General features: G+C 57.0%; 14 protein-coding genes. 5 read left to right on the plus strand and 9 right to left on the minus strand.

Annotated elements, in window-relative coordinates; all coding sequences use genetic code 11:
• Positions 1 to 42: 42 nt before the first annotated feature.
• The 3 genes from MID00_RS16080 (at position 43) to MID00_RS16090 (ending at position 2,656) form a co-directional block, all read left to right on the plus strand.
• The gene (locus tag MID00_RS16080; protein WP_009461761.1) at positions 43 to 630 is read left to right on the plus strand and encodes a hypothetical protein; all 588 of its coding nucleotides are present in this window, start codon (positions 43 to 45) and stop codon (positions 628 to 630) included.
• 113 nt (positions 631 to 743) lie between these two features.
• Positions 744 to 1,199: a hypothetical protein gene (locus MID00_RS16085; protein ID WP_021446511.1), complete on the plus strand. Its 456-nt coding sequence runs from the start codon at positions 744 to 746 to the stop codon at positions 1,197 to 1,199.
• Positions 1,200 to 1,360: 161 nt separating this feature from the next.
• Positions 1,361 to 2,656 carry an aspartate carbamoyltransferase gene (locus MID00_RS16090; protein WP_026483408.1) on the plus strand — a complete coding sequence of 432 codons (1,296 nt, stop codon included), beginning with the start codon at positions 1,361 to 1,363 and terminating at the stop codon, positions 2,654 to 2,656.
• A gap of 85 nt (positions 2,657 to 2,741) precedes the next feature.
• Here MID00_RS16090 and MID00_RS16095 read toward each other — a convergent pair whose 3' ends face one another.
• The 5 genes from MID00_RS16095 to MID00_RS16115 form a co-directional block, all read right to left on the minus strand.
• Positions 2,742 to 4,262 carry a CoA-acylating methylmalonate-semialdehyde dehydrogenase gene (locus MID00_RS16095; protein WP_254499059.1) on the minus strand — a complete coding sequence of 507 codons (1,521 nt, stop codon included), beginning with the start codon at positions 4,260 to 4,262 and terminating at the stop codon, positions 2,742 to 2,744.
• A gap of 79 nt (positions 4,263 to 4,341) precedes the next feature.
• Positions 4,342 to 5,910 (minus strand): cation/acetate symporter ActP, encoded by a 1,569-nt coding sequence (actP, locus tag MID00_RS16100; protein WP_009461764.1) that lies wholly within the window; start codon positions 5,908 to 5,910, stop codon positions 4,342 to 4,344.
• Positions 5,907 to 6,224: a DUF485 domain-containing protein gene (locus tag MID00_RS16105; protein ID WP_009461765.1), complete on the minus strand. Its 318-nt coding sequence runs from the start codon at positions 6,222 to 6,224 to the stop codon at positions 5,907 to 5,909. The genes actP and MID00_RS16105 overlap by 4 nt, the downstream gene beginning before the upstream one ends.
• A 51-nt stretch (positions 6,225 to 6,275) precedes the next feature.
• A complete protein-coding gene (locus tag MID00_RS16110) occupies positions 6,276 to 7,070 on the minus strand; it encodes a crotonase/enoyl-CoA hydratase family protein (protein WP_009461766.1) in 795 nt (264 codons plus the stop codon).
• Between the two features lie 44 nt (positions 7,071 to 7,114).
• Complete coding sequence (locus MID00_RS16115; protein ID WP_031231977.1) at positions 7,115 to 8,722, minus strand: long-chain-fatty-acid--CoA ligase; 1,608 nt, start codon at positions 8,720 to 8,722, stop codon at positions 7,115 to 7,117.
• Between the two features lie 114 nt (positions 8,723 to 8,836).
• Between MID00_RS16115 and MID00_RS16120 the strand changes: the two genes are divergently transcribed.
• Positions 8,837 to 9,889, plus strand: a complete 1,053-nt coding sequence (locus MID00_RS16120) for an AraC family transcriptional regulator (protein ID WP_009461767.1) — start codon at positions 8,837 to 8,839, stop codon at positions 9,887 to 9,889.
• A 36-nt stretch (positions 9,890 to 9,925) separates the two neighbouring features.
• On the opposite strand, the gene MID00_RS16125 is transcribed toward MID00_RS16120, so the two are convergent.
• The 4 genes from MID00_RS16125 to MID00_RS16140 form a co-directional block, all read right to left on the minus strand.
• On the minus strand, positions 9,926 to 10,822 hold the full coding sequence (locus tag MID00_RS16125) for a recombination-associated protein RdgC (protein ID WP_254499060.1): 897 nt from the start codon (positions 10,820 to 10,822) through the stop codon (positions 9,926 to 9,928).
• A 167-nt stretch (positions 10,823 to 10,989) separates the two neighbouring features.
• On the minus strand, positions 10,990 to 12,567 hold the full coding sequence (locus MID00_RS16130; RefSeq protein ID WP_230940555.1) for an MFS transporter: 1,578 nt from the start codon (positions 12,565 to 12,567) through the stop codon (positions 10,990 to 10,992).
• Between the two features lie 100 nt (positions 12,568 to 12,667).
• Complete coding sequence (locus MID00_RS16135) at positions 12,668 to 14,125, minus strand: sensor histidine kinase (protein ID WP_254499061.1); 1,458 nt, start codon at positions 14,123 to 14,125, stop codon at positions 12,668 to 12,670.
• 10 nt (positions 14,126 to 14,135) lie between these two features.
• Positions 14,136 to 14,825 (minus strand): response regulator transcription factor, encoded by a 690-nt coding sequence (locus MID00_RS16140; RefSeq protein WP_003799515.1) that lies wholly within the window; start codon positions 14,823 to 14,825, stop codon positions 14,136 to 14,138.
• Positions 14,826 to 15,031: 206 nt separating this feature from the next.
• On the opposite strand from MID00_RS16140, the gene recA reads away from it, so the two are divergent.
• Positions 15,032 to 16,114 carry a recombinase RecA gene (gene recA / locus MID00_RS16145; protein ID WP_021446515.1) on the plus strand — a complete coding sequence of 361 codons (1,083 nt, stop codon included), beginning with the start codon at positions 15,032 to 15,034 and terminating at the stop codon, positions 16,112 to 16,114.
• Positions 16,115 to 16,170: the final 56 nt, after the last annotated feature.

Genomic DNA, 16,170 nt, shown 5'->3' on the forward strand with positions numbered 1-16,170 from the left:
TATCCTTATTGATTCTTCGTAAAGAGAGGGGGGAACTTCACTATGATGACTTTACGCACACTCGCTCGAATTTTGGCTCCTGTTGGCCTGGTCGCCTTGGCCGCTTGTCAAACCGTTCAAGAAAAGCCGAGCGACAAAGCTGGCACCTCCAGCGCCGCAACGCAAACCACTCCCTCCACGCCTGCGACGGGTGCCCAGCAGCCTCAGGCTCAAGCTGGTGCCGAGCAGCAAGCTGCGCCTGTACAGATCTTCCTGGCTGATACTCAGGAACAAGCGGGTTGGGCACGTGTCGACGTGCAACCTAATGGTGTCTTGTTTGTGAATCCGCGTGCCGTGGTGGTGCGTGAGGATCTGGTTGGCGTGCAAGCCGGCACCAACGACAGCAAAGAAGGTTTGCTGGCTTTGGATCTGACTCCAGAGGCTGCTCAGCGTCTGCTGCAAGTTACCACTCAGTTCCCCAAAAAGCGTCTGGCTTTGGTCGTGGGTGACACCATGCTGGCTGCCCCTGCTTACGGTTCGCCCGTTAAAGATGGTCGCCTGATTTTCATGGTCGGTACGGAAGCTAACGCTTTGGCTGCTGCCCGCGCGATTGCCGGTCCACAGGCTACCCAGACCAACGGTAAGAAGTAAGCGCTGCTGGCTCGTCTGAATGCTGTCCTGGTCCTGGGTTCACCCATGCCCGGCTTTTTGAAAAACGCGGTGGGTGCAAACCCGCCGCTCTTGTTACTAACAGGAAAGTCGGTATGGTGACCCCGCCAGGCAGTCTCGCTTTTTATATTCTTTCTTTTCGGGTTCTGGTCTGCCTGCATGGGGCTGCGCTGCTGTTCATCATGCTGATGGGCACTGGAGCGATTGGATCTGTTTTCGTCCCCGCTTTTTTGCGCCTGCCCTTGTTCGTTTTTCTGATGGGGCTGGTTTCGGCGTTTCTGGCCTTGTGCTGGAGTCACTGGACCCTGGCGTGGCACAGCTCCAAAGCAGGGCGACGCTGGGCCTGGATACCCGGTTTCTGTTCGGCCTTCTTTCTGGCCTTGAGCCTGGCTCTTTTTGTAATTGGCGTATGGGGTACCTTGGGCCTGGCCGATTTTGCCTATCAGCATAGCGAGTGGCTTACCTCCGGCCAGCAAGATTACGACGGTTTTGTCGTTCCCAATAATGACGAAGCCCAGCCCTACACTATGCCTTATCGGCAACATCCTTAGCTTGCCTTCCATTTGAACGCTACGTTCAGACAGCAGCGTTTCAAGCCTGCTGCGTAGAGTGTCGTTGTATTTTCTGCAATAGTCTCAATTCTTGCTCGCTTTTTTATCAGCCGCAGTCTTAAAATGTGCGCATTGCGTATATTTCATAAGCGAGAGCTAATATGGCCGTCTCCCAACAAGTTTTTTTGCGTGATGCAATGCGTCGCCTGAACCTGACTCGTGACGTTTTTGCGGCACGTATTGGGGTGAAGCGTCGTGCACTGGATACCTGGCTGCTGCCTGAAGGCTCTTTGGAGTCGCGGGCCATGCCCGAAGTGGTGCAGCGTTTTGTCACGGAAATCGTGGAAAACGAAGCCTTGCTGAGCAAGTATGCGCAAAGCGCACAGTCCGGTCCTTTGCGTGACCGTATTGCCACCGGCGGCAAGCATCAGCTCTTGTCCGTAGACCAGTTCACCCGCGAAACCGTGGAAGAACTGTGCAGCCTGGCCGATATCATGCAGCCCATCGCCCGCCGTCAAAAAGTGTCGCGCGTGCTGGAAGGGGCGGTGCTGGGTAACCTGTTTTTTGAAGCCTCCACCCGTACTCGCGTCAGCTTCGGCTCGGCCTTCTGCCGCCTGGGTGGTTCGGTGTGCGATACCACTGGCTTTACCTTTTCTTCCATGGCCAAAGGCGAATCCATTTACGACACCAGCCGCGTCATGAGCGGCTATGTGGATGCCATGGTGATTCGTCACCCTGAGCAAGGTTCGGTCGCGGAATTTGCGCGTGCCACCAACATTCCTGTGGTGAACGGTGGTGACGGTGCGGGTGAACACCCCAGCCAGGCGCTGCTGGATTTGTACACCATCAGCACTGAATTTTCCCGCCTGGGCAAATTGCTGGATGGCGCACATATCGCTCTGGTGGGTGACTTGAAGTATGGCCGTACCGTGCATTCGCTGATCAAGTTGCTGGGCATGTACCGTGGCCTGAAATTCACCCTGATCTCGCCCCCCGGCCTGGAAATGCCCGAGCACATTGTGGAGCAGGTGGCCAAGCAAGGTAAGCACGTCATCGAGCAGACGACGTCCCTGGAAAAGGGCTTGCCTGGTGTGGATGTAATTTACGCTACGCGTGTGCAGAAAGAGCGTTTCGAAGAAGGGCAGGACGGCAGCTTCACGGCGGACTTCCAGGTCAATAAAGCCATTATCGACCGCTGCTGCGGCCCCGATGTAATTGTGATGCATCCACTGCCACGCGATAGCCGTGAAGGTGCCCACGATTTGAGCGTGGATCTGAACCACGACCCTCGACTGGCCATCTTCCGTCAGGCTGACAATGGTATTCCCGTGCGTATGGCGATTTTTGCTGTGCTGCTGGGTGTGGAAACGCTGGTGCAGCATTCCATGCGCGATGTGACCTGGAATCCTCCTTCGCACATCGGCCCGGATGATGCGGTTTTCCACGGCATGTACTAAGTTGAGCAGGTGTCAGCGCTAAGTACACGCAAGCATTAAAAAAAACCGGGGCTCTGATTCAGAGCCCCGGTTTTTTGTTCGTGATTTACTTGGACGTAGGCATGGCGAATTCCGCACCCTTGGAGATGCTTTCAGGCCAGCGCTGCATGATGGATTTCTGGCGGGTGTAAAAGCGGACACCTTCTTCACCATAAGCGTGCATATCGCCAAACAGGCTCTTCTTCCAGCCACCAAAACCGTGCCAGGCCATTGGCACTGGAATTGGCACGTTGATACCAACCATACCCACGTGGATGCGGCGGCCAAATTCACGGGCCACGTTGCCGTCGCTGGTAAAGCACGCTACGCCGTTGCCGAACTGGTGCTTGTTGATCAGTTCAATGGCACTGGCCAGATCCGGTACGCGTACGCAGCACAGCACAGGGCCGAAAATTTCTTCCTGATACACGCTCATGTCGGGGGTGACGTGATCGAACAGGGTGCCACCCATCCAGAAGCCGTTCTCGCAACCTTCACCGGTTTTGGCGCCGTCAAATTCGCGACCGTCGACCAACAGTTTGGCGCCTTCCTGTACACCTTTGTCTATGCAGCTGCTGATGCGCTCGCGCGCTTGCTGTGTCACGATGGGGCCCATTTCGGCGGCGGCATTGGTGCCGTTCAGAATCTTCAGGCTGCGAGTACGTTCTTCCAGCTTGGGCAGGATGCGCTCGGCAGAGTCCCCCACCAGCACGGCTACCGAGATGGCCATGCAACGCTCGCCAGCCGAGCCGTAGGCGGCACCGATCAGGGCGTCCACGGTCAGGTCGATGTCGGCATCCGGCATGACGACCAGATGGTTCTTGGCACCGCCCAGGGCTTGCACGCGTTTGCCGCCGATGGCGCCCATTTCATAAATGCGATTGGCAATCGGGGTGGAGCCCACGAAGGAGACGGCTTGCACGTCCTGGTGATTGACCAGCGCCTCAACCGCGTCTTTATCACCTTGCACCACGTTGAACACGCCATCGGGCAGACCGGCTTGTTTCAGCAGTTCGGCAATGAACAGGCTGGGGCTGGGGTCGATAGGGCTGGGCTTGAGCACAAAGGTGTTACCCGCCGCGATGGCGACAGGGAACATCCACATGGGCACCATGACAGGGAAGTTGAACGGGGTGATACCGGCCACCACACCCAAGGGCTGGCGCATGGTCCAGTTGTCGATATTGGTGCTGACTTGTTCGGTGAAATCGCCTTTGAGCAGTTGAGGAATGCCGCAAGCAAATTCCACAATTTCAATACCGCGGGTGACTTCGCCCATTGCATCGGACAGAACCTTGCCATGCTCGGCCGTAATCATGGCTGCCAGCTTTTCCTTGTTCTCGTTGAGCAAGGATAAAAAGTTGAACAGCACACGGGCGCGGCGTAGCGGTGGGGTGTCGGCCCAGGCGGGGAAAGCGGCCTGGGCGCTGGCCACAGCGGCGTCAATATCTTGCTGGCTACCCAGTTTGACTTTGGCGCTGACCTGGCCGGTGGCCGGGTTGTACACCGGTTGAGTACGTGTACCGGCGCCAGCCTGCTGGCCACCTCCGATGTAGTGAGCAATTTCGGGGGTGTTTAACTCTGTCATGGTGATGCTCCTGCTGGGATGAATTAAAACAAGGGGCGGTAACCCGATCGGGCTGGGCTACCGCCAGAGTACCAAGTATCTAGTGAGAGACAGCGGCAATACCGACTGCAGTTTCAGCGCGGACCTGTTGGGCGTCAAAGCCATCCCGGTCTTCGCTGGCGCGGCGGCTGCTGTCCAGTTTCGATACAAAGTAAATCATGAAGAATGCCAAAGGCATGGAAATCAGGGTGGGGAAGTCGTAAGGGAATACAGCTTCGGAAAAGCCCAGAATGCGAACCCAGACGGCTGGCGACAGAATCACCAGACCCAGGGCCACAAGCAGGCCGCTCAAACCGCCATAAATGGCACCGCGAGTGGTCATGCCGCGCCAGTACATGGACATCAGCAAGACCGGGAAGTTGGCCGAGGCGGCAATACTGAAGGCCAGGGCAACCAGGAACGCCACGTTCTGGTCACGGAACAGCAGGCCCAGGAAAATAGCGACAATGCCAATGCCGATCGAGGCCAGACGGTTGACGCGCATGGCTTGCGAGGGTGTGACATCGTCGCGGCGGATGACTTTGGCGTACAGGTCATGTGCAACTGCCGAGGCACCGGCCAGGGTCAAACCACTGACCACGGCCAGAATCGTGGCAAAGGACACGGCGGCCAGCAAACCAAACAGCAGGTTGCCACCCAAAGCCGTTGCCAGGTGCATGATGGGCATGTTCGAGCCGCCCAGCACCATGCCGCCTACCTTGCCGTCCACATAGAACTCGGGGTAGTTGGGCAGGATGGCCATGGCAGCCAGACCCAGGAAGCAGATCACCACAAAGAAGACGCCCATCAAACCCGTTGCGACGAAGACCGATTTACGGGCAGCGCGTGCATCAGGCACGGTGAAGAAACGCATCATGATGTGAGGCAGACCGGCAATACCAAACACCAGTGACACCGCCAGAGACAGGCCCGAGAACGGATCAGCCATCAGCTTCCAGGGGCCTTTCATGGCCGCGCCAGCCTGGTGGTGTTCGGCCGCCGCACTGACCAGGGCGGAAAAGTCGAAGTTGAAGTAGTACAGGGCCAGGCCAGCCATCAAGAAGCCATTACCCATCATCAAGATAGCCTTGATGATTTGTACCCAGGTGGTTGCCACCATGCCACCCACCACGACGTACACCATCATGAGCAAGCCCACGGCCACCACGGCATAGGTGTAGTCGATGCCAAACAGCAGTTGCACCAGTTGTCCTGCGCCGACCATTTGCACGATCAGGTAGAACAGCACCACGGTCAGCGAGCTGATCGCGGTAAAGATGCGAGTGCTGCGTTCATCCAGGCGGTACGAGACGATGTCGCTCAGGGTGTAGCGGCCCAGATTGCGCAAGCGCTCGGCAATCAGAAACATGATGACCGGCCAGCCCATGAAGGCGCAGACCGCATACAACAGCGAGTCAAAGCCGTTGGTAAAGGCCAGGGACGAAATACCCAGCAAGGTGGCGGCGGACATGTAGTCACCCACAATGGCCAGCCCATTTTGCGTGCCGGTAATGCCACCCCCGGCGGTGTAAAAGTCCGAGCTGGAACGAGTGCGCGACGAGGCCCAGTAGGTGATGCCCAGGGTCACGACCACAAAGGCGGCAAAAATCAGAATCGCTTGTGTATTCATGGGCGCACCTTTGCCAGTACACGTTCGCAAAGCGGATCAAAGCGCGTGTTGGCGACGTGGATATACACGCCTGTTAATAACCAGGACACAAGAATCAGTCCTACCCCGTACACCATGCCGCTGTTGACAGCTCCTCCACTGCCCAGGTCATGGGTTAGAACGCCGGGCCAAAAAATGGCCGTCACGATAAACAGGCCGGTCAGCCCCAGGCAGATGCCGGCGCAGGCAAATGCCAGACGCCGACGCTGCGACTTGAGTTGCTCATATTCCTGTAGCCCGGCTAGTTGCCGGCTTAACTCTTGATGCGACAGCATGGTTTTGTCTCCGTATTGTTGTGATTACTGCCCATGTCCGCCTGGCCGATATTATTTGGTCGGCTTCACTTTATGAGCTTTCTTATTAACAAACTCCCCCAAGCGTTCCTGCACGTCCCGCCCGGTTTGAACTACTGCTGCCATCAAGCCCTCGGCAAAGAGGCCATCGGTGGCAGACATATCGGCAATGCGGCTGATCGAGCTGACAATGGCGTAGTTCGACAAGATGGCATTGCCTGCAATGCGCTGGGCCAGTTCCAGGCTCAGCTCATAGGCTGTTTTGGGGTTGGCTTCGTTGTTGCACACGTAGTGCGCCAGCCCCAGTCGCTCTCCTTCCACGGCATCGAGCACGCGGCCTGTCAGCATCAGTTCGATCATGCGGTTGGGAGAAATGATTTTTGCGGTGCGAACGGTCGCGCCACCGCCGGTAAAGATGCCGCGTGTACCTTCAGGCAGGGCAAAGAAGGTGCTGCTGTCGGCCACGCGAATGTGCGCTGCGCTAGCCAGTTCCAGGCCCCCACCCACGACCGCGCCTTGCAGGCAGGCAATGACGGGGATGCCGCCGTGTTCGATCTTGTCAAAAGCACGGTGCCAGCTTTGGCAGACGCGCAGAAAATCCACGGCGCCGCGTTCCTTGTCATGGTGTTCTTTCAGATCCAGGCCCGCGCAGAAATGGTCGCCTTCTGCCTTCATCAGAATGACCCGGATGTGCTCGGGAATATTGGAGAAGTACGCATCAATTTCAGCAATGGCATCTTCATCCAGGGCGTTGCGCTTGTGCGCCTTGTTCAGCGTGACAATTCCGATGTTGTCCAACTCGGTGGTGAGCAGGAAAGGGGCGGCCATAAAAAACTCCTTGTGTTACGTAAATGCGAGGGCAGTGGTGCAAATCAGCTGGGGTCGGTTTGATCCGCCAGCATTTTGCGCAGTGCCATTTTTTGAATCTTTCCAGTTGCCGTCATCGGCATCTGGTCGATGAAAATTACTTTGTCGGGTACGGACCAGCGGGTGACGCGATCCTGATAGCGCTCCAGCATGTGGGCCTCGTCCAGCTCAGCGCCTTCGCGTGGCACCACGAACAGCACGGGGCGTTCGCCCCATTTGTCGTCGGCCTGGGCGATGCAGGCAGCCAGCTCAACCAAAGGCTCTTCCATGGCGATGTTCTCAATCTCGATCGAGGAGATCCATTCGCCACCGGACTTGATTACATCCTTGCTGCGGTCGGTAATGTAGACGTAGCCATCGGCGTCGATGGAGCCTACGTCGCCCGTGCGGAACCAGCCGTTTTCACTGGCCAGATCGGGTTTGCCGTAATAGCGATCCAAGATCCAGTTGCCCTGGATCAGCAGGTGGCCACTGCTCTTGCCGTCGCGTGGCAAGGTATTGCCTTCGTCGTCAACAGTTTTCAGGCGTGCGCCGAACAGGGCACGGCCTTGCGAGGCCAGCACGTGCTGCTTCTGGGCTTCGGGCAGATCGCTGTGTTTGGGTAGCAATTGGCAAACAGTGCCCAGCGGCGAGGTTTCCGTCATGCCCCAGGCGTGGCGCACGGTAATGCCGTAGCCCGCCCAGGCGGCAATCATATTGGGTGGGCAAGCGGAACCGCCGATCAGGATGCGGCTCAGGGTAGTGAATTGCTTGCCATTGGCTTTGGCATAGTCCAGCACGGTTTTCCAGATGGTGGGTACACCGGCGGACAAGGTGACGCCAGCGCGTTCGCAGAGGGAGTAAATGCGCTCTCCCTGCAAATTTGCACCGGGCAGAACAATTTTGGCTCCGGACATCAGGCCGGAGTAAGGCAGGCCCCAGGCATTGACGTGAAACATGGGGACCAAAGGCATGACGGCGTCAGCGCTGGCAATGCACAGTGCGTTCGGGTGGGCCGAGGCGTAGGCATGCAAGAGGGTGGAGCGATGGGTGTACAGGGCACCTTTGGGATCGCCCGTGGTGCCGGAGGTGTAGCACAGGCCGCTGGCAGTATTTTCATCAAACACAGGCCACTCAAAGCCCGTGCTGTCATTGCCCAGCCAGCTTTCGTATTCATCGGCCAAAGGGCCTTGAGCCTGGCTGCCCATGCGTACCCACTGCTTGACGGTGGGGCACTGGCCGCGCAGATAGCTGATCATTTCTTCAAAATGTTCGTCGTAGAACATCACCGTGTCTTGAGCATCATTGATGATGAAGGCAATTTGCTCGCGCGTCAGGCGCGGGTTCACGGTGTGACAGATCAGACCGATGCCCGAGGTGGCGTAGTAAATTTCCAGATGGCGGTAGGTGTTCCATGCCAAAGTTGCCACGCGTTCGCCGGGCTGCAGGCCTTCTCGGCGCAGTCCCAGAGCCAGATCCTGAACCCGGTGGGCAAATTCAAGATAGCTGTAGCGATGAAGCTCGCCATTATCCAAAGCGGTAACAATCTCCTGCTCAGGGTTATTCTCTACGGCGTGGGTGAGAATTGAACTGATGAGCAAGGGCATATGCATCATATTTCCAGTGCCTAACATGGTGATGTCTCCTTGTATTATGTGTGTCAGCATAGGATGGTTTAGCACCTTACCCAATAGCGAATACTGACGTCGAATATGCAAAAAGTGACAATCTTTGAGAGGTCATAGGAAATGAATGCTTTGCCCGGCACGCTCCCGGTGCCCGTTGATGCAGCCCATACGGCCACCGTGGCGCTGGATCTGGTTCAGGACTGGTTTCATAGCCTGCGCACCAGCTATTCCGAACATGTGCTGGATCATTGCCTGAAGCAGGCGGGCATCGTGAAAGATTTTATTGATCGGCCCGGCGCTCGTTTGACGCGTGATCAACTGGTGCGCCTGTATCAGGAAAGCGCCAGGAAAACGGGCGATGAGATGATGGGTTTCTGGACTCGGCCCATACGCGCCGGGGCCTTGAAATACATTGTGCGCACCGTGCGGGACGCGCCATCCATCAATGTGGCCTTGTACCGTTTCACCCAGTTCTGGAATCTGCTGCTGGATGATTTCAGCCTGAATCTGATACGCACGGATAAAGAGTTGGGCATTGAGCTGGTGCCGCGTTATCCCACCGCCTATGTGCATCGTTTCGGCCATGCACTGATGCTGAAGCTGACGCACGGAATTGTGTCCTGGCTGATGGGGCGCGAGGTGCCGGTGCAGCAAGTGGCCTTTGCATTTCCCAGACCGGCTTTTGCGGCGGACTATTCGGTGCTGTTTCCCGCTTCAGTCAGTTTTGATGCGCCGTGCTCGCATATCTTGTTTGGCGTGGAGTTGGGGCAGGTACGGCCACAACGCACTCAGGTTGAGGCCAGAGCCTTTCTGGAGCGTGCGCCGCGTGACTGGATTTTTACCTCCTATCACGAGCATGCCTTGCGCCTCAAAGTGCGGGAAATCTTGCATACCGACCTAGGCTACACCTTGCAGGATGTGTCCGGCAAATTGCATATGTCGGCGCGCACGCTGATACGCAGGCTGCAAGATGAAGGCCTGTCGTTTCAGGGGATCAAGGATGAGCTGCGCCGAGATTTGGCGATTTTCAAATTGCTGCGCAAAGATATGTCGCTGGCTGAAATTGCTTACGCATTGAAGTTCAGTTCGCCAGCGACATTTCACCGGGCTTTCCGCCATTGGACGGGCATGACGCCCGGTGTGTATCGCGCCGCCCAGCAGGAGCTGGCCTGAAGGGCGGTTCAGCCAAGCGGGCTGTGTGGTCCGGGCTTACTTGCGTTCGCCGCCCAGGACTTCGACCAGATCGCTGATCATCTTGGCCAGCTCGGAGGTCATCAAGGTCATGTCAGCGTCAAAGATTTCGTCATCGTTGACGGCCGTCACATCTTGTTTTTCAGTCAGGATGTCCAGTGGGGCCACGCGTTTGACGTCCAGCGCATCGGTCAGCACAAAGCTGATGCGATCCGCCCAGGTCATGGCCAAACGGGTGCATTGCTTGCCGGCTTCAACGTGCTTGCGCACTTCGTCAATGTCGGCGCTTTGCTTCACGTAGCGCACGGCAGCACCGCTATCGCCGGTGGAGCGCAGTTCAGTGTCCTGGTCCACAGTAAAGTTGGCCAGTTGCTCTTCGCCCACCAGCCAGGAGGTCATGGCGGCACCGGGTGATTGCTCGGTATACAGAGGCTGCACGGGGAAAGGTTCCACGCTCTTGGCCAGCAGGCCCAGAACTTCGTCGCTCTTGGCGGTAGCCGCGGCATCAATAGCCAGCCAGTGGTTGCGGGTATCCAGCCAGACGCGGGTGTCGCGCGAGACGGCGAAGGCACGAGGCATCAAGTCCACAATGACTTGTTCCTTGATTTCCTTCATTTGCTTGCGGCCAGGTTTGTAGCCTTGCTGCTCTTCGATATCACGAGCCTTCTCACGAGCGACTTGGTTGATCACTGTGGTGGGCAGCAGCTTCTTTTCGGCGCGCAGAGCGATCAGGTACTGACCGTTAACTTCGTGCACCAGAGCACTGTTCTCGCGTGGGCTGACCCAGCCCAGGCTTAGCGGTTCCTGGCTGGAACCAGGGGTGAAGCTGTGTTTGGAAAGAGCTTCTTCCAGCTCTTCGGCGGAACATACCCAGTCGGGGGAGAGGCGATAGATGCGTAGATTCTTAAACCACATGGATACGAAGATAAATAAACAGAAGAAAAAGGGCGGGCGTAAAGCCCGAGGCAATGTTCGATTGTACGCGCAGATCTTCCTGTGCCGCCCCGCCATTTACGGACCCTTGCATTTGCTTGACAGAGCGCGGGAAATGGCCGGTGCAACGCGTTTTTTGCCTGGACTGGCTAACGATTGATGTCGTTATGGCGGGTTTCCCGCACAAAGGGCGCACCAATCGCAACCGTCACCAGACAGATCAGAATCGGGTACCACAAACCATCGTAAATATTGCCAGTGACGGCAATCATGGCAAAGGACAGGGTGGGCAAAAAACCCCCGAACCAGCCATTGCCAATGTGATAAGGCAGGCTCATGGAGGTGTAGCGGATGCGGATCGGGAACATCTCCACCAGCATGGCCGCAATGGGGCCGTAGACCGCGGTTACCAGCCCCACCAGATAGGTCAGCAGAACCACCAGCATCACTTTATTGATCTGCTCCGGGTCTGCGCCGTCCGGGTAGCCGTACTGGCGCATGGTCTGAGTCAACTCATTGCGCAACTCTTGCGAGTGACGGGCAAAATCGGCGCGGCTCAGATGTCCGCCTTCAAAACCATCGATCACATGATCGCCAATGCGTACCTGGGCCACCTGACCGGGTGAACCCTTGACGTTGTTGTAGCTGACCGCGTGGCTGGCCATGTAGGACTTCACGATATCGCAAGAGCTGGTGAAGGTGTGGCTGCCCACCGGATTGAACTGGAAGGAGCAACTGGCCGGGTCGGTAATAACAGTGACGGGCGCGTTGCGCTGCGCCTGGACCAAAGCGGGGTTGGCAAAATAGGCCAGGCCCTGGAAGACCGGGTAGTAGGTCAGGGCGGCCAGCAAACAGCCCGTCAGGATGATGGGCTTGCGCCCGATTTGATCCGACAGCCAGCCAAAAAAGATAAATAGCGGGGTGGCCAGTAGCAGTGAAATTACCATCAAGGTTTGCGCCAAGGTGGCATGCAAACCCAGCATTTGGGTGATGAAGAACAAGGCGTAGAACTGCCCCGTGTACCAGACCACGCCTTGGCCGGCCGTCAGGCCGAACAGTGCCAGCAAGGCGATGCGCAGATTCGCCCAGCGCCCGAAGGATTCGGTAATGGGCGAGGTCGACAGCGTGCCTTCTTCCTTGATGTGCTGGAAGGCAGGTGACTCTTTCAGGTTCATCCGTATCCAGACGGAAATCGCCAGCAGCAGCACGGAAATCAGAAAGGGAATGCGCCAGCCCCAAACCACAAATGCTTCTTCCCCGACCAGACTGCGTATGCCCATGATGACCAGCAGGGACAGCAGCAAACCCACGGATGCGGTGGTCTGAATCCAGCTGGTGTAAAAACCGCGACGGTGCTGGGGCGCGTACTCAGCCACATAGGTGGCGGCACCGCCGTATTCGCCACCCATGGCCAGGCCTTGCAGCAGACGTAGGACGATCAGCATGATGGGGGCGGCAATCCCGATGGCTTCATAGCTCGGTAGTACGCCGACCAAAAAGGTGGACAGTCCCATCAGCAAGATGGTGATCAGAAAGGTGTACTTGCGGCCCACGCGGTCGCCAATACGACCAAAGAGCAAGGCTCCAAAGGGGCGTACGGCAAAACCGGCGGCAAAGGCCAACAAGGCAAAGATAAAGCCGGCTGTCGGATTAACGGCGGAAAAGAAGTGTTGCGCCAGAATGGCGGCCATGGAGCCGTACAGATAGAAGTCGTACCACTCGAACATGGTGCCCAGGGCGGAGGCAAAAATAACTTTGCGACCCTGGGTGTCCAGCTTATTCTTGGCTTTCGGGAAGGTTGCACTGGTGATTGTCTGGGGCATGTGCTCAGGCTCTCCAAGGCAAAGACAGTGGGAAACTGACGCGTAAGCGCAGGCCGCTTTCCTGGCCCCCAGTCAGTGGCATGAAGTCGATGGAGGCGCCGTGAATGTCGGCAATCTCCCGCACAATGGCCAGCCCCAGGCCACTACCGTCTGCCTGGTTGCCCATGATGCGATAAAAACGATCAAAAATTCGTGCTTTATGTTCCGTGGGAATGCCGGGGCCGTTGTCCTCGATTTCCAACCAGCCCTTGCCTTGAGTCTGGCCGGTACGCATGGTGATCCAGCCGCCAGCAGGGGTGTAGATCAGGGCGTTATCCAGCAAATTGTTGATCAGCTCATCGAGCAGGACCGGATCCGCTTGCAAGAGGATAGCCTTGGCAGTGTTTTCCAGCCCCAGATCCAGCCCCAGTTTCAAGGCATCGGGCACACGCTGGCCTACATGCAATTCAGTCAGGGTATTCAGGTCCAGGGTTTGCTTGGTAGGGGCGTACAGGGCATCGCTGCTTTCGGCACGGGCCAAGGCCAACATTTGGGTGACCAGGCGCGTGGCCCGGTCGGTGCCGCGTACCAGTTGTTGCAAGCTGGCTTCGGTCTGCCTGGGGTCGCGCTCGCGCAGGGCCAGTTCGGCTTGGGTGCGTATCCCCGCCAGCGGCGTTTTCAACTGGTGGGCCGCATTGGCCACAAACTGCCTTTGAGTGGCTGAAAATTGTGCCTGCTGGGCCAGGAGTCCATTCATGGCATCAATCAGCGGCACAATTTCGGCAGGCGCCTGCTCTTGATCTACCGGCGATAAATCACCGGGCGCACGAGCACGCAAGCGCGCTTGCAGCAGGTTCAGCGGCTCCAGGCCATGTGTCAGCCCCAGGCCCGCCAGCATGGCCGCCAACGGTACCAGAATGAATTGCGGTGTCAGCATCCCGATCAGAATTTCTCTGTGTAGCACCGCTCTATGTTCATTGGTTTCGGCAGCAACCGCCAGAAAGGGCGTGTCGTTTTTGTCCTTGCCCCCCCAGACATAGGCCAGCCGCAGGCTTTGATCATCCAGAATAACGTCCCGGTAGCGCAGTAGGTCGGTGTCATATCCCCAACTGTCGGGAACCGGCAAATTCGCGTTGCCAGCCAGTGGCTCGCCATTGGCATCGCGGATTTGCCATAGCGTAGGGGTCGGGCTTTCCTGGCGCAAAATTGTCTGTGCCCCGTGCGATAAATGGATGGGCTGGCTCAGATCCTGATGGCTGATTTCCACTCGCAACAAGTCCAGGTGATCGCGCAAGGTGCGGTCGTAAGGGGAGTTCGCAATGTGCTGGGCGATGAAGTAGGTAATGACAATGCCTACCGTCCACAGCAAAAACAAAGGCCCGAAAATCCAGATCATGATCTTGTGAATGAGCGGGCGTGGTGCGACACGCTTGCCTTTGGCAGGCGCAGCCTTGTTGCTGGTTGGGGGCGTAGCGTGCTGCATGGACGATCCTTTAGGCTGGAGCGTCTTCTCGCAATTTTTCCGGTTCCAGACAGTATCCCAGACCACGCACGGTCAGGATGCGTACGCCGCTAGGCTCCAGTTTTTTGCGCAGGCGGTGGATATAGACCTCGATGGCGTTAGGGGTGACTTCCTCACCCCACTCACAGAGCAGATCCACAAACTGGTTCTTGCTGATCATGCGGCCGCTGCGCGACAGGAAAATCTCCAGCAAGCTGGTTTCACGCGCCGACAGCTCCAGGGGCTGATTGTCTATATAAGCCATGCGACCTTTCAGGTCGAAGCTTAGTCGTTTGTGATGCAGCAAGGCGCTGCTGGTGCCGGTGCTGCGACGCGTCAGGGCGCGTACACGGGCTTCCAGTTCGGTCAGGGCAAAGGGTTTGGACATATAGTCGTCCGCGCCCAGGTCCAGACCGCGCACACGCTGTTCGACCGTATCGCTGGCAGTCAGGATCAGAACGGGGAGGGTGTCCTGGCGTTGGCGGATTGACTGCAGCACCGACAGGCCGGGCTTTTTGGGCAGGTCCAGGTCCAGGATCAGAAGGTCAAAGCTTTGCAGCTGCAAGGCCGAGTCGGCGCTATCGCCATCGTGCACGACATCAACCGCATAGCCTTCGTAGCGTAAGGAGCGAGAAAGTCCATCCGCGAGAATACTGTCGTCTTCAGCTATTAGTATGCGCATGACCCTACACAAACAGATGATTGAGTGGCTGTTCGGCATTGTTGCACAAGGCTGTAAGGCTGGTCAGTAGGGGATAACGATGCCGGCTAGTTAATTTATTTGAATATCTGTGTATATATACAGTATAATTTGATGCAATAATTAGGTTTGATTTTTAATTGCCGTGCCCGTCCGTTGGGGCGCCATTCCACAGTCAAGGATTTTTCATGGACGATAAAAACAGCAAAGCAGTGGCCTCGGAACGTTCCAAAGCGCTGGCCGCCGCTCTGTCGCAAATCGAAAAGCAGTTCGGCAAGGGCTCGATCATGCGTTATGGCGACGACAACGTCGAGCATGACATCCAGGTGGTCTCCACGGGTTCCTTGGGTCTGGACATTGCTTTGGGCGTCGGTGGTCTGCCACGTGGTCGCGTTATTGAAATTTACGGCCCGGAATCTTCGGGTAAAACCACGCTGACCCTGCAAGTGATTGCAGAGATGCAAAAGCTCAAAGGCACATGTGCCTTTATTGACGCCGAACACGCGCTGGACGTGCAATACGCTCAAAAACTGGGCGTGAATCTGGGTGATCTGTTGATCTCCCAGCCTGATACCGGCGAGCAGGCTCTGGAAATTACCGAAGCCCTGGTGCGTTCGGGTTCGGTAGACCTGATTGTTATCGACTCGGTGGCTGCCTTGACTCCCAAGGCTGAAATTGAAGGCGATATGGGCGATTCCTTGCCCGGTCTGCAGGCCCGTCTGATGAGCCAGGCCCTGCGTAAATTGACGGCCACCATCAAACGCGCTAACTGCATGGTCATCTTCATTAACCAGATCCGTATGAAGATTGGCGTCATGTTCGGCAACCCTGAAACCACCACGGGTGGTAACGCGCTGAAGTTTTACTCCTCCGTGCGTCTGGATATTCGCCGTATCGGTTCCATCAAGCGTGGCGACGAAATGGTGGGTAACGAGACCCGCGTTAAAGTGGTCAAGAACAAGGTTGCGCCTCCTTTCAAGCAAACCGAATTCGACATCATGTATGGCAGCGGTATTTCCCGTGAAGGCGAGATTATCGATCTGGGTGTACAAACCGGCGTGGTCGACAAGGCAGGTGCCTGGTATAGCTACGACGGCAACCGCATTGGTCAGGGTAAGGACAATGTGCGCGAATTCCTGAAAGAGCGCCCCGAGTTGGCCCGCGAAATCGAAAACAAAGTGCGTGAAAAGCTGGGCGTTGCCCTGATGAGCGCTGCTGTCAGCCGTCCAGCCGCTGCTCCTGTGGTTGATCCGGCCGAGGGAGAAGTCTGATTTTTCCCCCAGAGTTCGATGACGAACCCTTTGAGACAGACCCGGAGGAAATCCGG

The sequence above is a fragment of the Alcaligenes sp. NLF5-7 genome, from assembly GCF_024266725.1.
Lineage (GTDB): Bacteria > Pseudomonadota > Gammaproteobacteria > Burkholderiales > Burkholderiaceae_B > Alcaligenes > Alcaligenes phenolicus.